The following is a 19,646-nucleotide window of genomic DNA, read 5'->3' on the forward strand; positions in this document are numbered from 1 at the left end:
TTGAAGTAATGTTTTCATTCAAACAGATTAAAATAATAAATTTTTATTGTTTATCAATAAATTTTTGTTATTTTTGAATCAATAAACCCAAAAAAACAAACTGTTATGGAAATCAAAATTAGCACAACACAATTACTACAAATATTGTATTATGTAGCTTTCATTATTTTTATCAGCATTTGCATCGAGTCAGGTATTTATATTTTTAATGGTATTTACACCTTCACCATTAATTCATACAATGCCAATTTTTTGAATCTAAAAGACCTTTACCTATTTGATCCAGGTCATTATGGTGCAATTATGCTATTTATATGTATAGTAACCACATTAAAAGCAGTTCTATTTTATGTTATTGTAAAATTCATACACGATAAAAATCTGGATATTTACCAACCCTTCAATACAAAAATGTATCGTTTTCTCTTGTTCCTAAGTGGTTTTAGCGTTATTATTGCCTTTTTCTCACACTACGGCATCAGCTATTTGGAGTGGTTACAAAAAAAATCTATACAACTTCCCGACTTCAATACCTTACCTTTAGGCGGAGCCGATGTATGGTTTTTTATGGGAATTATATTGTATGTTATTGCACAAATCTTCAAAAGAGGCATCGAAATCCAATCCGAAAACGAATTAACCATATAATTATGCCTATAATAGTCAACCTAGATGTAATGATGGCCAAAAGAAAAATGTCACTCAACGAGCTATCCGAAAAAGTAGATTTAACACTCTCCAATCTTTCGATTTTAAAAACAGGTAAAGCCAAAGCCATTCGTTTCAGCACCCTCGAAGCGCTCTGCAAAGCCTTAGATTGCGAACCTGGCGATTTACTTGAATATAAAAAATAACCTTTCTCAAACCATCACAAAACCTCGACTTATATATTTAACAAGTCGAGGTTTCTTTTTCAGGAGCACAAAACAAAAGGCTTATTTGTTAGCAGGATACTTGCTCTCCGCTATATCTTTGTCTTTTTAAAGAAAAAAGACAAAGGATGCCGCTGCGATCAAGGCTAAGGAGCAGCATTGTTGCTTTTTTGGTTTCATACCTAAGATCCAACATAATAGCTTTTTGAAATTTTTAACGCAGCTTCATTACAGAAATAGTACCTTTGCAAGAAAATTGAAAGATGTCAAATAGTTACATAGGATACCATTTTACTATTGAACCCAAAGAATTAGGTTCAGAAATTCTAATTGCCGAATTGGGCGAAAAAGCATTCGAAAGCTTTACTGAAACTGAAACAGGAATTGACGCCTTCGTTCAAAAAGACCTTTGGGACGAAACTATTTTAGAAGATATTTTTATTCTACAATCCGAAGAATTCAAGATTAGCTATACCTTCGAAGAAATCGAACAAATCAATTGGAACGAAGAATGGGAAAAAAACTTTGACCCGATTGATGTAGACGGAAAATGCCATGTACGAGCTCCCTTTCACGTAAAAACAGATGCCGAATTTGACATTGTCATCGAACCCAAAATGAGTTTTGGTACAGGCCATCACGAAACCACGCATATGATGATTCAGCATTTACTTGATATGGATGTTGCAGGTTTAAAAACACTGGATATGGGATGTGGAACCGCTATTTTGGCCATTTTAGCCGAAATGAAAGGCGCTCAACCCATAGATGCCATCGATATCGACAATTGGTGTTATTTGAATTCCATTGAAAACGCACAACGCAATAATTGCGAACATATTAGCGTTTACGAAGGTGATGCCGCTTTACTTGCTGGCAAACAATACGATTTGATTATTGCCAATATCAACAGAAACATTTTATTGAACGATATGCAAAGTTATGTTGATTGTTTGAATCCAAAAGGCACCTTATTATTGAGTGGTTTTTACGAAGAAGACATTCCGTTCTTAGATGCTTCTTGTACTGAAAAAGGACTTACTTTTGTAAAAAAACTACAAAGAAACAATTGGGTTTCGCTTAAATATAACAAGTAAACATTTTACACCATTCCTAGTATCAAAATACAGCATTATGAGTACTAAAGAAAAAGTAAGAGAAAAAGTCAATATCAAAGAATTGATGGGACTCAACAATGAAATTATAGTATACAATGACGATGTAAACACCTTTGATCATGTAATTGACACTTTAATTCGAGTTTGCGACCACACACCTGAGCAAGCAGAACAATGCTCGTTAATCATTCACTATAACGGAAAATGCACTGTAAAAACAGGACCTTATGACAAATTAAAACCACAATGTACGAAACTATTGGCCGCAGGTTTAAGTGCTGAAATAGTCTAAGAAAAAGTCTTTTATAAAAAAGCAGAATTATCAATACAATTGGTAGTTCTGCTTTTTCTTTTTGATATATTTGGTAAAAAAAAGTACTTTATGGAAGAATACGGCAAAATATTGGTAGTTGTAATGCCTATATTTTTACTACTCATTGCGATTGAAAAAATCTATGGGCATTTTAAAGGTCAGGACACTGCCCCCTATATGGATACCGTGTCAAGTGTAAGTTCAGGAATGACCAATTCGGTCAAAGATGTTTTGGGGATTAGTGTTTCCATTCTGACTTATGAATGGCTTGAAGCCCATATTGCCCTATTTCATTTAGAAGCCAATGTTTGGGCGTATATCATTGCCTTTATTTGTATTGATTTTTATGGGTATTGGTCGCACCGATGGGCACATCAAATTAATTTTTTATGGAACAAACACGCTATTCATCACAGTAGTGAGGAATTCAATTTGGCTTGTGCACTGCGCCAAACCATTTCAAGTTTTGTCAATCTATTTACGTTTTTATTGATTCCTGCAGCAGTCTTGGGAGTTCCTTCAGTGGTAATTGCCGTTACCTTACCCATTCATTTGTTCTTGCAGTTTTGGTACCATACCAAACATATCAAAAAAATGGGCTTTTTAGAAAAAATATTAGTAACACCCTCTCATCATAGAGTGCATCACGCCATCAATCCAGAATATATTGATAAGAATCATTCCCAAATCTTCATTTTTTGGGACAAACTCTTTGGTACTTTCCAAGAAGAATTGGATGCAGTGCCTCCTGTTTTTGGAATTACCCGACCAGCACAAACTTGGAATCCCATTAGAATTAATTTTCAGCATTTAGGATTGCTGATTTCGGATGCATGGCGTGCTGAAAACTGGAAAGACAAACTCACCATTTGGTTCAAACCAACCGGTTGGCGTCCAGAAAATTTTGAAGAAAAATATCCCGTTACCAAAATTAGCGATGTCTATCATTTTGAAAAATATGGGACTCAGCATTCTAAAAAACTGATGTACTGGTCTATTTTTCAAGCCTTGGTTACTTTGCTTTTGATTACCTATATGTATGATTCAATAGGAACGATTGGCTTACCGCACGTGTTTGTATATGGTGCCTTTATCTTTGTAACCGTATACAGTTACACCGAATTGATGGATGCCCGAAAAACGGCTGTCTTTTGGGAGGCTTTACGATTCCTGTTTGCTATGGGGCTGCTCTATTTTTATGGTGATTGGTTTGGTTTGTCTAACTTATTACCTGTGAGTACCTTTATTTTAATTGGGTATTTTTCGATTTCCCTTGCTATGAGTATTTACTTTGTAGCTGTTGATTTTGAAAAAGAAAAAATAGTACTCGCCTAATTGCTTCAATCTTATACTAAACTTACTTAATCTTTATTAAGTGGTCTTTTGACTGCTTACTACTTCTTGTGTCTTATGAAAACAAACAACATCCTCAACAGCTACCTTGTTTTTAGCCTACTATATTTAGTTTTACCTTTTATTGGACTAGATACTGTTAACTGGTATTTAAAGCCTTTTTTGTTGCCCTTTTTGCTAGGAACTGTTCTACTTACAGCTGATTTCCAAGGCAAAAAATTATTGCTTAGCGCTTTATTATTTTCTTGGATAGGAGACATCGTTTTAATGTTTGCAGACAAAGCCGAAATTTATTTCATTTTGGGATTGGTCTCCTTTTTACTTTCTCACATCCTTTACATTATCCTTTTTAGCAGACAACCCAAATCAACATTTAAAGGTACTTCCGTTGTTTTGTACCTAGGAGCTATCCTGATTCTTGGTTACTTCTTTGGAATGATTAGTTTATTGTTTCCGAAATTAGGTCCTTTGCAAATTCCTGTGATGGTTTACGCTGCAGTTATTACTACAATGCTCTTTGTTGCTTATAAAAGAAGTTTGACTTGGGAAAAACCAGCTGCTCATTATATCCTAGCAGGTGCAATTTTCTTTGTGCTTTCGGACAGTATTTTGGCTGTTAATAAATTCTACCACCCCATAGCTCAATCTGGTTTTTGGATTATGAGTACTTACATCTTGGCACAGTATCTTATAGTTTCGGGCCTACTTCGCCTAAACCAAAAAAAGTAGTCTTTTCAGCATAGAAAAGACTACTTTTTTTATCAATTTTTAACTAAAATTCTATTCAGAAATTTAATGAGGCAGTTTGTCTTTGAATAATCCATAGACAAAAGTTCCTAAAAGTGCTCCCAATAGCACTAGCACCACTGGGAAAAATCCAGCGCCTAATAATATAAAGATAGGTCCAGGACAACAACCTACAAGCGCCCATCCTAAGCCAAAAAGAATGCCACCAATCCAATATCGAGTTGACCCTTTTTCTTTGTCTTCAACTTGCATAAGCGTCCCTTTGATATTTTTGATTTGAAACCGTTTCACCAATTGCATTCCGATTAATCCAGTAGTTACCGCTACACCAATTATTCCATACATGTGAAAGGATTGAAAGTGAAACATTTCGTAAATGCGGTACCAAGAAACGGCTTCTGATTTCGTTAAAACAATTCCGAATAGGAATCCAACGAGAAGGTATTTTAAAGCTTTGAACATATCGTAATTATTTTAAAAGTAAAGGCAACAAGAGATGCGCCATAATTAAACCACCAATAAAGAACCCAATTACCGCTTTGAGCGAAGGCAATTGCAAATTACTTAAGCCTGTAATAGCGTGTCCTGAAGTACAGCCACCGGCATAACGAGAGCCAAAACCAATTAAAAACCCACCTAAAAGCAAAAGCGCGATTCCTTTTGGAGATTGAAACACCGAACTGCTAAAAAGGGCATCAGGCACTAATTTCCCATCCGGAGCATCAATACCAAGTGTTGCCAATTGCTCGACAGTTTGAGGATTGATTGCTACGTTGTTTGGAGTACTCATGTAATGTACCGCCACAAATCCACCTAGCATTGCTCCTAGCACCACAACTAAATTCCAGCGGGAGGCTTTCCAATCAAAATCAAAGAAAGCTACTTTTTTACCAGCACCAGCCAAGGTACATAAAGAACGAAGATTAGAAGACATTCCGAATGTTTTTCCAAAATACACCAAAAGAAGCATGACCATTCCGATTAGAAAACCAGAAACGTACCACGCCCAAGTTTGAGAAATAAAATCCATAAATTACTGTTTAATTTTCGGCAAAGATAAGACCCTTTTTACTCTTTTTTGTGAGTTGTGTCACTTAGATTTAAAAACATGAATACTCTTTCCTCAAATAAACCTGCTGAAAGTTTTATATTTGCATAAAATTAACAACCAAGATTGGTATCATTCTTGTTTAAAATTGCAAAAAAGCAAATCAATGAAAAAAATAGTCCTTTTCTCTTGCCTACTTTTACTTGTTTCTTGCATTAGTACCAAATCTACCTTACAAAACGTAGACAACAATGCACCTGTACCCCAACTCTCCAAAAACAATACATTCGTTATATCGGAATTTAGTAAAGACAAAAAGTATGGGTACGATAAAGACTATCCCATCAATATGTTTTATAAAGGCACCAAAGACGACAGGATTAATCAGCAACGCTTTTTGAATGCATTGGCTGGGCCAAACGGGGAAGCGATTACTTTTTCGAAACTAGAAAGTTGTTGTCCTTTCCCTTCAAAAAACACTGAAATGGGAGCTGGATTTCTAGATGTCTACGAAATAAAATGGGAAGGGCAAAAAAAACCAATTTTGTTGTATTTAAACATTTACGAAAGAGGTCATTTGATGGTTCCAATAGGCTTAACATTGAAGAAAAACTAAATTTCACATTGATTCAATGGTTAAGACATACTTAAATATAGATTTAAATCAATATTTTACCTTCTATTTATAATCAAAAATCGCAAAAGCTAATTACCTTTGCACTCAAAATTTAAAAAAATGAACATACATCATATCCCGCAAATTAAGCATACCGATAGTGGTAATTTTTTTGTATTAGCAGGTCCTTGCGCAATTGAAGGTGAAGAAATGGCATTGCGCATAGCAGAGCGTTTGGTTGGCATTACAGACAAATTGCAAATTCCATACGTATTCAAAGGTTCTTTCAAAAAAGCGAACCGTTCTAGAATTGATAGTTTTTCTGGGATTGGGGACGAGAAAGCTTTGAAAATTCTTCGAAAAGTATCAGAAACATTTGGTGTTCCAACGGTTACAGATATTCATACCAACGAGGACGCTGCTATGGCTGCTGCTTATGTAGATGTGTTACAAATTCCAGCTTTTTTAGTAAGACAAACTGATTTGGTTGTAGCTGCTGCCAAAACTGGAAAAGTAGTCAACTTGAAAAAAGGACAATTTATGAGTCCAGAGAGTATGAAACACGCCGTACAGAAAGTATTGGATTGCCAAAATGAAAATGTAATGGTTACGGATCGCGGTACTATGTTTGGCTACCAAGACATGATTGTAGATTATAGAGGTATTCCTACGATGCAGCAATATGCTACAACGGTTTTGGATGTTACGCATTCTTTGCAACAACCCAACCAAACCGCTGGTGTAACTGGAGGTCGACCAGACATGATTGAAACTGTCGCCAAAGCTGGAATTGCAGTAGGTGTAGATGGTATCTTTATTGAAACTCATTTTGACCCAGCAAATGCTAAAAGTGATGGCGCGAACATGTTGCATTTGGATTATTTTGAAGCCTTAATGACCAAACTTGTGGCTATTAGACAAACCATCAATCAATTTTAAGTGTATTTATCTCCTCCCTTAAAAAAAATATCTTATTTATTTGTTTTTTTTATAATCACTATAAGTAATCAAGCACAAGAAAAAACTCCAATAAGATACACTGCTCATAATAAAGGAAAGTTCTTTATCTCGTGGGGAGGAAACAGAGAATCCTATAGCAAATCGGATGTTACCTTTACCGGTAAGGATTATCGTTTTACCGTAGCGGATATGCGCGCTCACGACAAACCCAAAGGTTGGCATATCGATTACATTAACCCTACCAAAATGACGATTCCACAAACCAATTTGCGTTTGGGTTATTTTTTCTCTGATCATTATAGTGTGGCTATTGGAGTAGATCATATGAAATATGTAATGACCCAAAACCAAACGGCCAATGTAACAGGAACCATCAATTTACCTGCATCGGATCCTGGATCTGTGTTTAACGGTACTTACAATAATACTCCTATTGACTTTACCGATGAACAGTTTATAACTTACGAACATACCGATGGATTGAATTATATCAATTCTGAAGTCTCTCGTCATGATGACATTTCTAAATTATTCAATATTAGAAATACCGATAAAATTCAAATTAACCTAACCGAAGGAATTGGTTTTGGCGTTTTGTATCCAAAAACAAATGCCAAATTACTTGGCAAAGAGCGTCATGATGATTTTCACGTATCAGGTTTTGGAACTTCCTTGAAAGCGGGTTTAAATATTACTTTCTTTAGGTACTTTTATGTTCAAGGAGAATTGAAAGGTGGCTATATCAACATGAACGACATTAGAACGACTATGAGCCCTGATGATAGAGCTTCACAAGACTTTTTCTTTTTTCAAAAAATTCTAGCAGTAGGAGGAAAATTCAGAATTTAAGTTGCTACTTTTTATAAAGCACAAAGCGATTTGAACTTATTCAAATCGCTTTTTTTTTTGTTTAACATTGTATTTACCTATGAATTTTTGCTTGTTAAGTAGTATTCTGAACTCAAAACAGCATTAATCATTCATCGAAATCAAAAACTCTTCGTTGTTGCGGGTTTTCTTAAATCGATCATTGATAAAGTCCATAGCTTCAATTGGATTCATATCCGAAAGGTATTTTCGCATAATCCACATACGGTGCAGGGTATTTTTATCCAAAAGCAAATCATCACGTCTTGTACTTGAAGAAGTCAAATCTATAGCTGGAAAGACACGTTTGTTCGCAATTTTACGATCCAATTGCAACTCCATATTACCTGTTCCTTTGAATTCTTCAAAAATAACTTCATCCATTTTAGATCCAGTTTCCGTCAAAGCTGTAGCAATGATACTCAAGGATCCACCATTTTCAACATTTCTTGCCGCTCCAAAAAAGCGTTTTGGTTTTTGTAAAGCATTGGCATCAACTCCACCACTCAAGACTTTTCCTGAAGCTGGTTGAACAGTATTATAAGCTCTAGCAAGACGCGTAATTGAATCCAGTAACACCACAACATCATGGCCACATTCCACCAATCGCTTGGCTTTTTCTAGAACTATGTTTGCAATTTTAACGTGTTCTTGAGGTTCTCTATCAAAAGTGGAAGCAATAACCTCACCTCTTACACTGCGTTGCATATCGGTAACCTCTTCTGGACGTTCATCAATCAACAGAACAATAAGGTATACTTCAGGATGGTTGGCAGCAATAGCATTGGCAATATCTTTAAGCAACATGGTTTTACCCGTTTTAGGCTGCGCAACGATCATACCACGTTGTCCTTTCCCAATTGGAGAAAACAAATCGATAATACGAGTAGAAATGGTGCTTTGTTTTTCGGCCAACTTAAATTTTTCTGAAGGAAAAACAGGTGTCAAATGTTCAAAAGAAACCCTGTCTCGTACTACTTGTGGGTCGTGACCATTAATTTTGAGAACACGAACTAAGGGGAAATATTTTTCACCTTCTTTTGGAGGACGCACTACGCCTTTTACGGTATCGCCAGTTTTTAATCCAAACAATCGAATTTGCGAAGTGGATAAATAGATATCATCAGGAGAAGCTAAATAATTATAGTCCGAGGAACGAAGAAATCCATATCCGTCAGGCATCATTTCTAAAACCCCTTCACTTTCAATGATTCCATCAAATTCAAAATCGGCATCTTTAAAATTACTTTTTTTGTTTTTAAAGTTTGGATTCGGATTTTGATTGGGATTTTGATTCAGATTTTGATTCAGATTTTGATTGGGATTCGGATTCTGATTCGGATTCTGATTGGGATTTCCGTTCTGTTTTTTTAACTGATTGGGATTTATTTTTTTGCTTTGCAATGGTGTTTCGACTACTACTCTCTGTTTATTTTCATCGATTTCCTCTGTTTCAATAGACGAACTTACTTCTGAAATACCAACGTTTTTTGATGCTTTTTTAGCTTCTTCTTTTTCTCGTTGAAGAGCCATTTTTTTCTCGTAAGCCGATTTATTAAATTTGACTACTTTATTGATTTTTTTATCTAAAATTGGAGTTTCAATACCTTTTTCTTCTACATCGACTGCTGCAGCTACAGGGAGCGTTGCATCCGAATGCTGCAACAATTCAGTTGATTCTTTTTCATTTTCTACTTTCTGAAAAGTATTTTTTGAAATTTCTTGTGATTTTTTTTCTCTTTTAACAGCTTCTATCCGTGTTCTTTTAGGCTTATCATTTTCTGTAACCGAAGTAGTAGAATCCTCTTCGCCTATTTTACTGGTGGCTTCTTGATGCTCTAAAATTAAACCAATTAAAGTTTCTTTTTTGACACCGTTAAACTTGATTGTTTTAGCTGTTTTAGCAATTTCTTGAAGCTCTGAAAGCTTCAATTCTTTTAATGCAGAAATTTCAAACATGAATGTTCTATTAGATTATTTAATATAAAAAATCGCGTGAAGAATAAAATAGATTTTTTTTTTTGAATCAACCGTAGTATGAAGTGCTTACGGATTTATGTTGCAATAATACGAATAAAAATCAATGATACAATAGTATTTATTAAAAAGAAAATATATTTTTGCGGTAGAATTTTGTAAAAAATGATACAAAGAATCCAATCAATCTATTTGTTTGTCGCCTTTTTGGCTAGTTTGGTAGTGCCTTTTGTATTTCCGTTGTGGAGAACTACTGATGCTAAAGACTATTATTTCATGCAAAACCCAGTCTATGTTGCACTTTTTGGATTGAGTATTTGCCTGTCCTTGTTTAGTATATTTTCCTTTAAAAAGAGACAAAATCAATTTGTTATGGGCAGATTGAATATCATATTAAATTTAATTTTATTAGGATTATTTGTTTATCGTTCGCTAAATTTATCTGGAGAAACCCCTTTGGTTTCTGAGAAAGGTATTGGGATGTTTGTACCTGTCTTGGCTATCGTGTTATTAGTTTTAGCTAATAAAGCCATCAAGAAGGATGAAGATCTTGTAAAATCTGTGGACCGATTGAGATAAACCTATAAACTTAGTTTATTTGTGCGAAGGAAACCCGAATTTAATATTCGGGTTTTTTTATTACAAACCGTACTTCATCTAATTATAATCTATATATTTGGAAGAACTATACCTACAATATGCAACCGATTAACATTCATTTAGCTGACGACCATCAAATACTAATTGACGGAATAAAAACCCTTTTAAATACCATACCAGAATTTTCAATAGTAGGCACATCCTTAAATGGGGCCCATATTTATGAAGAAGTCACTCAAAACAAAACCGACATTTTGGTTTTGGATATTAGTATGCCTGAAAAAGACGGCATTCAAGTACTGAAAGAATTTGGTGAAAAAGGTTTCCCTTGCAAAGTTATCATCTTATCAAGCTATGATGATATTAAAATCATTAAAGAGGTTATGAAACTAGGAGCTAGCGCCTATTTAACTAAACATTGTGCTTGTGACAGTATCATTGAAGCCATTACTAGTGTCATGACAGGACAAGAATATTTTTGCAAATCGGTTCAAACCAAAATCTTTGAAACTGCTACAAAAAACAATCCAAAATTAAAACCAGTTCCACTTGCCATTGCAGGCACATTAACCGATAGAGAAATTGAAATTATCATTTTAATTTCTTTAGAATATAGTGGAAAAGAAATTAGTGAGCACTTATGTATTAGTACCAACACAGTAGAAACACATCGAAAAAATATTATGAAAAAAATTAAAGCTAAAAACACCATTAGTATTGTGAAATATGCTTTAAAACATAATTTAATCAGGGCTTAATTAATTGGCTTATCTAAAAATGCTTTTCTACTCAAAAACTTCAAAATTCTTTTTTCAATACAATGCCATTTTGCAACTACTGGCATTACTGCTTGTTTTGTTTACTACTACTTGCATAGCACAAGAAAAAAAAATGAGCAAAAAAGAAACCCTCAATTTAATCAATACTGCCATAGTTGAAATGAATGATGAATACTACGAAAATTCACTAATTCATTCACGAACTGCACTTGAACATGCTACCTTATTAAAAGCAAATGATTTGATCGCCTTATGTTATAATACCATTGGGGGGAATTTTGATGGATTATTAGAATATGAAAAAGCATTATTTTATTACAAAAAAGGACTAATTTATGCAGACAAAACCAACAAATCTATCTTAAAATATTTCTTACACAACAACTTAGGAAATATCTATTTTTTTGATGAAAAAGACTTAGAAAAAGGAATTTATCATTATAAAAAAGCCATTGCTTACAGTGCCCAATCCAAAGACACCTCAAAAATGATTTTGACTAAAATCAATATGGCATGGGCATATTTTGATATCCAAAAATTTGACGATGGATTTCCTCATCTAAAATTCGCAAACGAAAATTTCGAAAAACATGGTGATTCTTCATTATTACCCCTTACAAACATGCTCAACGCCATGTATTATAGCACAAAAAAGGACCCTAAAAAAGCTACTTCTTTTTTTGAAAATGCAATAAAACATGGAATCGAACAGGATGAAATAACGGATTTGTCTTACGCTCATTTTGAATATTCAAAATTCCTAAAAAAAGTGGGGAATTATAAAAAAGCGTATTACCACCTCGAACAATACAATACACTTACAGAAAAAATCAATATTGAAGAAAAGCTAAAAAAAGCCAACGTCGCTGGAATTAATCTTGAATTAGATGAATATAAAAGAGAAATTAATAAAATTTCAAACACTATTAAATCCAAAGAAAATTATTGGTCAATACAACAATCGAGAAACAAAAAAATTGTTGTTCTAATCATTACCCTTTCCTTATTGATTTTTATGATTTTTTATACTTTTTCTAAAAATGAAAAATTAAAGCAAACCAATCACTTAAGAGAAATACAAACCAAAATTCAACAAAATATTATTAATGCTACTATAGACGGACAAGAATCTGAAAGAAAAAAAATTGCTGCATTTTTACATGACAATATCAGTGCTTTACTAACCTCCGCAGGAATGCACTTGAATGTGTATAGCACTTCGAGTCAAAATCAAAGTGACGAATTACTAAAAACCAAATACATACTTGAAGAAGCTCATCATAAAGTAAGAGACCTTTCTCACGACTTAATCCCGGCTGTTCTAGTTCGATTTGGACTCGTTTATGCTCTGGATGATTTATGTGAAAAAAATTCAAATTCAAAAATTACCTTCAATTATTCGACTAACATTGAAAAACAAGAACGCTTGAATGAGTTGTTTGAAATGAAAATCTATTTTATCATTTCAGAACTACTGAACAATATTTTGAAACACAGCAAAGCCAATTGGGCTAAACTTGAAACCATAATTCATGAAAACCAACTCATGATTACGGTTGAAGACAACGGAAAAGGATTCGACAACCTTGAACAAAACAGTATAGATGGTTACGGACTCAACAGAATCAAAGCACGAATTAATAATATGAAAGGAGAATTCTTAATTAAGTCTCAAAAAAATCAGGGGACCACGATTAAATTAATAGTTCCTATTGCTTAATTATTTTTTCATTTCGACAATTTCCAAGTCTTTAATTTTATCGCCATCAATCACAAATCGCAACAGTGTCCGTACCTGATGAAAACCACTTTTTCCAGCAGCGCCCGGATTCATATGCAACAAATTATGCTTCTTATCAAACTGAACTTTCAAAATATGAGAGTGCCCACAAATAAATAATTTTGGCGGATTGGTTGCCATTTCGTCTCTAATGGCAGGATTGTATTTACCCGGATATCCACCAATATGCGTAATCCAAACCGAAACTTGCTCACACATAAACCTATTGTGAAGCGGAAATTCAGTCCTCGCCTCAGTCCCATCAATATTACCATACACCGCTCGCAACGGCTTAAGTTTTTTTAACGTATCGGTCACACTCAAATCTCCAATATCTCCAGCATGCCAAACTTCATCGGCCCAAGCTACATGTTTCAAAATCGCCTCATCGATGTGGCTGTGCGTATCCGAAAGCAACAAAATTTTGGTCATACCATTGAATATTAAAAGTAAAAAACAGCAAAAATAAGCGCTTCTCTCCCATTCTAGCCAAAATTTGAAGCTCTTTTTTTTGGAGCCAAACAAAAGGCAAAAACAAACAGGGATTCCCGCTGTCCTTCCTATCTTTTTTCTACACCTCTCCGGTTTAGCCACCTGCAAGGTGTAGAAAAAAGGATATTCCCTCCCATCGGGGCTAGCATCAAACATTCGGCATTTTTTCAGGCAATTACAAAAATGATATAAAATCAAAAAAATCAGTCTAAAGATTGTAAATTTGCAGCCAAAAAAACATGCAATCGTTCAGGGCATTCGCATTTGAAAAAAAGTTAGCCACGAATAGCACAAACTGGCACTACTATTTATAAATTTTAAAATTGAATTGCTCTAATTATAGACCTTAAGAATTCGAGCAATAAAAAACTGCTATAATTAGCGTTTATTCGTGATATTTGTGGCGAAAATTTTAAAAGCGAATGCCTTGGTAATAGTTGCTACACCATTGCATCACAATGAAACGATTACAACCCAAAATCACAAAACATCTTGAGGTACTTTATACAATTAGCCTATAACGGAACTGCTTATCACGGTTGGCAATACCAACCCAATGCCAGCTCTGTACAAGAAACGCTGAACAAAGCCCTTTCGGTGCTATTGAACACCACAATCAATAGTATGGGCGCTGGCAGAACTGATACTGGCGTGCATGCCAGCCAAATGTATGCTCATTTTGATAGTGAAAAAGAACTTGACACAGAAACCTTGGTACACAAACTCAATTCGTATTTACCAAAAGATATAGCCATATTTGACATTATCCCCGTAAGCGATGAGGCACACTCCCGATTTGATGCTACCAAACGTACGTATGAATACCATATCAATACCATAAAAAATCCTTTTCTAGAAGGATTGAGTTGGTATTACCACCAAAATTTGGACGTAGCCTTAATGAATGAAGCTGCTAAATTATTGTTAAATCATACCGACTTTCAGTGCTTTTCGAAAGTCAATACCGACGTAAATACATTTGATTGCACTATATTTGACGCAGTTTGGAGAAAGGAAAAAGATCGTTTGATTTTTACCATTTCTGCCAATCGTTTTTTGCGAAACATGGTGCGTTCTATTGTAGGAACATTAGTAAATGTGGGATTACATAAAATCACTTTGGATGATTTTGAAAACATCATAAAAAGCAAAAACAGAGAAAAAGCAGGTTTTTCGGTGCCAGCGCATGGTTTGTACTTGACCGAAATTACTTATGAATACCTAAAATAGCCCCGATAGTAGTGGAAATCCTTTTTTGTTTTTCCTTTAAAAACAAAAAAGATTATAACGAATAGCGGGAAATAGCTCCTAAACATGAAAGCAAAAGCATTCGATACTCGATTATTCAAAAGAATTTTAAAATACACCAAGCCCTATCAGTTGCGATTTAATGGAGTGATTGCATTTGCGATTTCCTTATCTATTTTTGCTGCCTTACGCCCGTATTTGTTAAAGCAAACGGTCGATGGGTACATCAAAACGCATGACCAACAAGGTTTACTGTTGTATGTTTCCTTAATGGGAATTGTGTTGCTCCTTGAAGTTTTTTCACAATTCTATTTTGTGTTTTGGGCCAATTGGTTGGGACAAGATATTGTAAAAGACATCCGAATTAAATTGTTTGCACATTTGCTCAGTTTTAGGATGAAATACTTTGATTTGGTTCCTGTTGGGCAAGTCGTAACCCGATGTGTATCGGACATTGAAGCGATTGCACGTATTTTTAGTCAAGGACTTTTCATGATTATTAGTGATTTGATGAAAATGCTAGTGGTGCTTATTTTTATGTTCTACATGAACTGGAAACTCACTTGGATTGTTATTGTAGCCATGCCAGTTTTGGTGTTTTTCACGCGTATTTTTCAAAAGAAAATGCAAGTGGCTTTTGAGGAAGTACGTACCCAAATTGCGAATATGAATACATTCGTTCAAGAACGCGTAACGGGAATGAAAATCGTTCAGTTATTCAATCGTGAAGATATTGAGTTTGATAAATTCAAAAATATCAATGACAAACACAGAAAAGCATGGATTAAAACCATTTTGTACAACTCTATTTTCTTCCCTATTGCAGATATTATTTCTTCGCTAACTTTAGGATTTATCGTTTTGTATGGCGGTATCAAAATATTGAACGGTGACAACTTTACCACCTTTGGAGATTTGTTTTCTTACACTATGTTTATCGGAATGCTATTCAATCCCTTGCGCCAAATCGCGGATAAATTCAACGAAATGCAATTGGGAATGATTGCAGCCAATCGTGTGTTTGATATTTTGGATACCGAAGACCAAATTCAGGATACCGGAACCGTAGAGGCGCCTATTTTTGAGGGAAACATCCTTTTCAAAGACGTTCGTTTTGGTTATATTCCTGATGAAGAAGTGATTAAAGGAATAGACTTAGAAGTTAATGCCGGACAAACCATTGCCATTGTGGGTTCTACTGGCGCTGGAAAATCGACTATTATTAATTTATTGAATCGTTTTTACGAGATTAATAGCGGTTCTATTGATATCGACCACCACAATATTGAAAATTATACTTTAAGTTCACTACGCAAGCAAATTGCTGTGGTCCTTCAGGATGTGTTTTTGTTTGCCGATACTATTTACAACAACATTACCCTTAATAATCCAGAAATTACGAGAGAAGAAGTAATAGCTGCAGCCAAAAAAATTGGGGTGCATGACTTTATTATGAGTTTGCCTGATGATTATAATTTTGATGTCAAAGAACGCGGGGTTATGCTTTCCTCTGGTCAACGCCAGTTGATTGCTTTTTTACGAGCTTTTGTTTCTAATCCAAGTATTTTGATTTTGGATGAAGCCACGTCTTCTATTGATACCTATTCTGAAGAATTGATTCAGCGTGCTACCGAAACCATTACACAAGGCAGAACTTCTATTGTGATTGCGCACCGTTTGGCTACAATTGTAAACGCAGACAAAATCGTAGTTATGGACAAAGGTTTAATTGTAGAGCAAGGCACCCATCAGGAATTAATCAATCTAGAAAAAGGGTTTTATAAAAACCTGTACGATTCGCAGTTTTCAATAGTGAATTAGTTTTGAAGTCTTTTTTAGAAATTGCAAAAAAATTAAATAACAGACTAAATTTGTTAGATTATCACATTCTATTAATGAAACTTTCTCAAAACAGAATAAATCCTTAATTTTGTGACCGAGTGAAAAAGAACATTATGATTTTTTTACACACAAATCCATCCTATTTTAAAAATTAAAAATTAAAAAAAATGAAATACGATATTATAGTTTTAGGAAGTGGTCCTGGAGGTTATGTTACAGCCATTAGAGCTTCACAATTAGGTTTTAAAGTTGCTGTAGTTGAAAAAGAAAATTTGGGTGGTGTATGCTTGAACTGGGGATGTATCCCAACCAAAGCCTTACTAAAATCAGCTCAAGTTTTTGATTATTTAAAACATGCTTCTGACTACGGATTGACTGTAAAAGAATTTGATAAAGATTTTGGTGCTGTAGTTAACCGTAGCCGTAGTGTAGCTGACGGAATGAGCAAAGGGGTTCAATTCTTAATGAAAAAAAATAAAATTGACGTTATTGACGGATTTGGAAAGCTAAAAGCTGGAAAAAAACTAGACGTTACTGATAAAGACGGAAAAGTAACGGAATACAGCGCTGACCATATTATCATTGCTACAGGTGCTCGTTCTCGTGAATTACCTAATTTACCACAAGATGGTGTAAAAGTAATTGGTTACAGACAAGCGATGACTTTGCCAACTCAACCTAAATCTATGATTATTGTAGGTTCTGGAGCAATTGGAGTTGAATTTGCACATTTCTACAACTCAATGGGAACAGATGTAACTATTGTAGAATTTATGCCAAATATTGTTCCTGTAGAAGACGAAGACATTTCTAAACAAATGGAACGTTCAATGAAAAAAGCAGGAGTTAAAATTATGACTAACTCTTCTGTAGAACGTATCGATACAACTGGTGCTGGAGTAAAAGCCTATGTAAAAACTGCTAAAGGTGAAGAAGTTTTAGAAGCAGATATTATACTATCGGCTGTTGGAATCAAAACCAACATTGAAAACATTGGATTAGAAGAAGTAGGTATTGCTACTGATAGAGATAAAATTTTAGTAAATGCATACAATGCGACTAACATTCCAGGTTACTACGCTATTGGAGATGTAACTCCAGGTCAAGCGTTAGCACACGTTGCTTCTGCAGAAGGAATCAACTGTGTTGAAAAAATTGCAGGTCTTCACGTAGAACCAATCGATTACGGAAATGTACCAGGTTGTACTTATGCAACTCCAGAAATTGCTTCTGTTGGTTTGACAGAAAAACAAGCCAAAGAAAAAGGATATGAATTGAAAATTGGAAAATTCCCATTCTCTGCTTCAGGAAAAGCAAAAGCCGCTGGAGCTGCTGATGGTTTTATAAAAGTAATTTTCGATGCCAAATACGGCGAATGGTTAGGATGTCACATGATTGGTGCTGGTGTTACGGATATGATTGCTGAAGCAGTTGTAGCTCGTAAATTAGAAACTACAGGTCACGAAATCTTAAAAGCCATCCACCCTCACCCAACTATGAGTGAAGCAGTTATGGAAGCAGTAGCTGATGCTTACGGAGAAGTAATTCACTTGTAATAAAAATAAATCATAAAAAATACCCCAATAAGTTACTAACTTTTTGGGGTATTTTCATTTTATCAAAGTATTGGTCTGTATTATTAAACCCCTTTCAACGCCTCAATCAACAAATCTACTTCTTCTTGAGTAGATAAATGACTGAACGATATTCGCAAACTTGGTTTTTTCAAATCATCTTCCGAAAGCATTTCAGCCAACACATGCGAGGGCTTCACACTACCAGACTGACAAGCACTTCCTCTCGAAACAAAAATCCCTTTCATATCCAAATAAAACAAAATCATAGCCGTTTTATCCGCTGAAAAAGGCAATTGTACATTCAAAATCGGATAAAAAGTAGCAGTTCCATTTTCTTTCACTCCAGGAAAGTGCAACGCTAATTGTTCCAAACAATACTGTTTTAGAGCACTGATTTGCTGCTGTTCTGCTTCTAAATTGGCATAAGAAATCTCCAAAGCCTTTGCCATTCCTGCAATTTGATGAATTGCTTCTGTTCCAGAACGCAGTCCTTTTTCTTGCTCGCCACCAAAAAACAAAGGCTGCAAACCCGAATTTTTTCGAATAAAAGCAAAACCAACCCCTTTTGGGCCGTGAAATTTATGGGCACTGCTCACTATAAAATCGATAGGTACTTTTTGCAAATCCAAAATCGCTTTGCCTACAGATTGCACCGTATCAGAGTGAAACAACGCATGATGCTCTTGACAAATTTGTGAAACGCGTTCCAAATCCAAAACCACGCCCGTTTCATTGTTCACATGCATCAAGCTCACCAAAGTTTTCTCTGTAGATTCCGAAAGCAAGTCTACTAAATGCGTCAAATCAAGAACGCCATCATCCGAATTTCCTACATATTCCACTTGAATACCAAACTCCTTTTGCAATTCCAAAATAGGATACAAAACCGCGTGATGTTCCATTTTACTCGAAATAATTCGCCTCACCTTCAAATCCTTCACTGCCGAGCGCAAAATCCAATTATTGGCCTCTGTCCCACCCGATGTAAACAAAATCTCTTGCGCCGTTGCGTTCAAAGCCTTAGCAATGCTCTTTCTAGACAGTTCCAAAATACTTTTGGTGTGACGCCCCAAACTATGCGTAGACGACGGATTTCCGTAATCTTGCGCCATACAATCCACCATCACCTGAATCACTTCGGGACGCATCGCAGTTGTAGAAGCATTGTCGAGATATACTTTTTTCATATATGTAAAATTCATTTGTCAGTGGTCATATATGGTATCGCCTTTTATTTATCGGTGATTAATCACACAACTTGTTGTTAGTGGCGATTTCATAACTAAATTATATTCATTTTTATTTGGGCGTGCCCCGCCTGATACTTCAACAAGCTCAGTAGTCGGGTCGGGCATCCGCTCCCGCTTTTTTTAGAGCCTGAAAAAAGTCTCTAAAAAAGAGCTCCACTACTACCCTCACGCAAACCCTGCAAAACCAAACGTTCTTTACAGGAAATT

Annotated in this window: 20 protein-coding genes; 15 read left to right on the forward strand and 5 right to left on the reverse strand. The window is 35.1% G+C overall.

Annotated features, from left to right (window positions below):
• Nucleotides 1-105: 105 nt before the first annotated feature.
• The 6 genes from ACSVH5_RS01670 (at nucleotide 106) to ACSVH5_RS01695 (ending at nucleotide 4,385) form a co-directional block, all read left to right on the forward strand.
• Nucleotides 106-648 (forward strand): hypothetical protein, encoded by a 543-nt coding sequence (locus ACSVH5_RS01670; protein WP_438059724.1) that lies wholly within the window; start codon nucleotides 106-108, stop codon nucleotides 646-648.
• A 2-nt stretch (nucleotides 649-650) separates the two neighbouring features.
• Entirely contained in the window at nucleotides 651-854 is a 204-nt protein-coding gene (locus ACSVH5_RS01675) for a helix-turn-helix domain-containing protein (protein ID WP_438059725.1), read from the forward strand.
• A 281-nt stretch (nucleotides 855-1,135) separates the two neighbouring features.
• Nucleotides 1,136-1,969 carry a 50S ribosomal protein L11 methyltransferase gene (gene prmA, locus ACSVH5_RS01680; RefSeq protein ID WP_438059726.1) on the forward strand — a complete coding sequence of 278 codons (834 nt, stop codon included), beginning with the start codon at nucleotides 1,136-1,138 and terminating at the stop codon, nucleotides 1,967-1,969.
• A gap of 37 nt (nucleotides 1,970-2,006) precedes the next feature.
• The gene (locus ACSVH5_RS01685) at nucleotides 2,007-2,282 is read left to right on the forward strand and encodes an ATP-dependent Clp protease adaptor ClpS (protein WP_438059727.1); all 276 of its coding nucleotides are present in this window, start codon (nucleotides 2,007-2,009) and stop codon (nucleotides 2,280-2,282) included.
• 90 nt (nucleotides 2,283-2,372) lie between these two features.
• On the forward strand, nucleotides 2,373-3,638 hold the full coding sequence (locus ACSVH5_RS01690; protein WP_438059728.1) for a sterol desaturase family protein: 1,266 nt from the start codon (nucleotides 2,373-2,375) through the stop codon (nucleotides 3,636-3,638).
• A gap of 75 nt (nucleotides 3,639-3,713) precedes the next feature.
• Nucleotides 3,714-4,385 (forward strand): lysoplasmalogenase, encoded by a 672-nt coding sequence (locus ACSVH5_RS01695; protein WP_438059729.1) that lies wholly within the window; start codon nucleotides 3,714-3,716, stop codon nucleotides 4,383-4,385.
• A 63-nt stretch (nucleotides 4,386-4,448) separates the two neighbouring features.
• Here ACSVH5_RS01695 and ACSVH5_RS01700 read toward each other — a convergent pair whose 3' ends face one another.
• Nucleotides 4,449-4,865, reverse strand: coding sequence for a DUF6691 family protein (locus ACSVH5_RS01700; RefSeq protein WP_438059730.1), 417 nt, complete (start codon nucleotides 4,863-4,865; stop codon nucleotides 4,449-4,451).
• 7 nt (nucleotides 4,866-4,872) lie between these two features.
• Nucleotides 4,873-5,433, reverse strand: a complete 561-nt coding sequence (locus tag ACSVH5_RS01705) for a YeeE/YedE family protein (protein WP_438059731.1) — start codon at nucleotides 5,431-5,433, stop codon at nucleotides 4,873-4,875.
• 184 nt (nucleotides 5,434-5,617) lie between these two features.
• On the opposite strand from ACSVH5_RS01705, the gene ACSVH5_RS01710 reads away from it, so the two are divergent.
• The 3 genes from ACSVH5_RS01710 (at nucleotide 5,618) to ACSVH5_RS01720 (ending at nucleotide 7,876) form a co-directional block, all read left to right on the forward strand.
• Entirely contained in the window at nucleotides 5,618-6,067 is a 450-nt protein-coding gene (locus tag ACSVH5_RS01710; protein WP_438059732.1) for a 2-dehydro-3-deoxyphosphooctonate aldolase, read from the forward strand.
• A 120-nt stretch (nucleotides 6,068-6,187) separates the two neighbouring features.
• Entirely contained in the window at nucleotides 6,188-7,006 is an 819-nt protein-coding gene (kdsA, locus tag ACSVH5_RS01715; protein WP_438059733.1) for a 3-deoxy-8-phosphooctulonate synthase, read from the forward strand.
• Nucleotides 7,007-7,876 (forward strand): hypothetical protein, encoded by an 870-nt coding sequence (locus ACSVH5_RS01720; protein WP_438059734.1) that lies wholly within the window; start codon nucleotides 7,007-7,009, stop codon nucleotides 7,874-7,876.
• A 123-nt stretch (nucleotides 7,877-7,999) separates the two neighbouring features.
• Here ACSVH5_RS01720 and rho read toward each other — a convergent pair whose 3' ends face one another.
• On the reverse strand, nucleotides 8,000-9,853 hold the full coding sequence (gene rho, locus ACSVH5_RS01725) for a transcription termination factor Rho (RefSeq protein WP_438059735.1): 1,854 nt from the start codon (nucleotides 9,851-9,853) through the stop codon (nucleotides 8,000-8,002).
• A gap of 183 nt (nucleotides 9,854-10,036) precedes the next feature.
• Between rho and ACSVH5_RS01730 the strand changes: the two genes are divergently transcribed.
• From ACSVH5_RS01730 to ACSVH5_RS01740, 3 genes are all read left to right on the forward strand, one after another.
• Complete coding sequence (locus ACSVH5_RS01730; protein WP_438059736.1) at nucleotides 10,037-10,450, forward strand: DUF4293 domain-containing protein; 414 nt, start codon at nucleotides 10,037-10,039, stop codon at nucleotides 10,448-10,450.
• 119 nt (nucleotides 10,451-10,569) lie between these two features.
• Nucleotides 10,570-11,229, forward strand: coding sequence for a response regulator (locus ACSVH5_RS01735; protein ID WP_438059737.1), 660 nt, complete (start codon nucleotides 10,570-10,572; stop codon nucleotides 11,227-11,229).
• 19 nt (nucleotides 11,230-11,248) lie between these two features.
• Nucleotides 11,249-12,970 (forward strand): ATP-binding protein, encoded by a 1,722-nt coding sequence (locus tag ACSVH5_RS01740; protein WP_438059738.1) that lies wholly within the window; start codon nucleotides 11,249-11,251, stop codon nucleotides 12,968-12,970.
• Here ACSVH5_RS01740 and ACSVH5_RS01745 read toward each other — a convergent pair whose 3' ends face one another.
• A complete protein-coding gene (locus tag ACSVH5_RS01745; RefSeq protein ID WP_438059739.1) occupies nucleotides 12,971-13,462 on the reverse strand; it encodes a metallophosphoesterase family protein in 492 nt (163 codons plus the stop codon).
• Nucleotides 13,463-14,014: 552 nt separating this feature from the next.
• Here ACSVH5_RS01745 and truA point away from each other — a divergent pair.
• The 3 genes from truA to lpdA all read left to right on the forward strand — a co-directional run bounded on the left by truA (nucleotide 14,015) and on the right by lpdA (nucleotide 18,168).
• Nucleotides 14,015-14,752: a tRNA pseudouridine(38-40) synthase TruA gene (gene truA, locus ACSVH5_RS01750; protein ID WP_438059740.1), complete on the forward strand. Its 738-nt coding sequence runs from the start codon at nucleotides 14,015-14,017 to the stop codon at nucleotides 14,750-14,752.
• Nucleotides 14,753-14,836: 84 nt separating this feature from the next.
• Nucleotides 14,837-16,591 (forward strand): ABC transporter ATP-binding protein, encoded by a 1,755-nt coding sequence (locus ACSVH5_RS01755; RefSeq protein WP_438059741.1) that lies wholly within the window; start codon nucleotides 14,837-14,839, stop codon nucleotides 16,589-16,591.
• 188 nt (nucleotides 16,592-16,779) lie between these two features.
• Nucleotides 16,780-18,168: a dihydrolipoyl dehydrogenase gene (gene lpdA, locus ACSVH5_RS01760; protein WP_438059742.1), complete on the forward strand. Its 1,389-nt coding sequence runs from the start codon at nucleotides 16,780-16,782 to the stop codon at nucleotides 18,166-18,168.
• Nucleotides 18,169-18,251: 83 nt separating this feature from the next.
• Here lpdA and ACSVH5_RS01765 read toward each other — a convergent pair whose 3' ends face one another.
• Nucleotides 18,252-19,376 carry a cysteine desulfurase family protein gene (locus tag ACSVH5_RS01765; RefSeq protein WP_438059743.1) on the reverse strand — a complete coding sequence of 375 codons (1,125 nt, stop codon included), beginning with the start codon at nucleotides 19,374-19,376 and terminating at the stop codon, nucleotides 18,252-18,254.
• Nucleotides 19,377-19,646: the final 270 nt, after the last annotated feature.

It is taken from the genome of Flavobacterium sp. RSSA_27, assembly GCF_051547125.1.
GTDB lineage: Bacteria > Bacteroidota > Bacteroidia > Flavobacteriales > Flavobacteriaceae > Flavobacterium.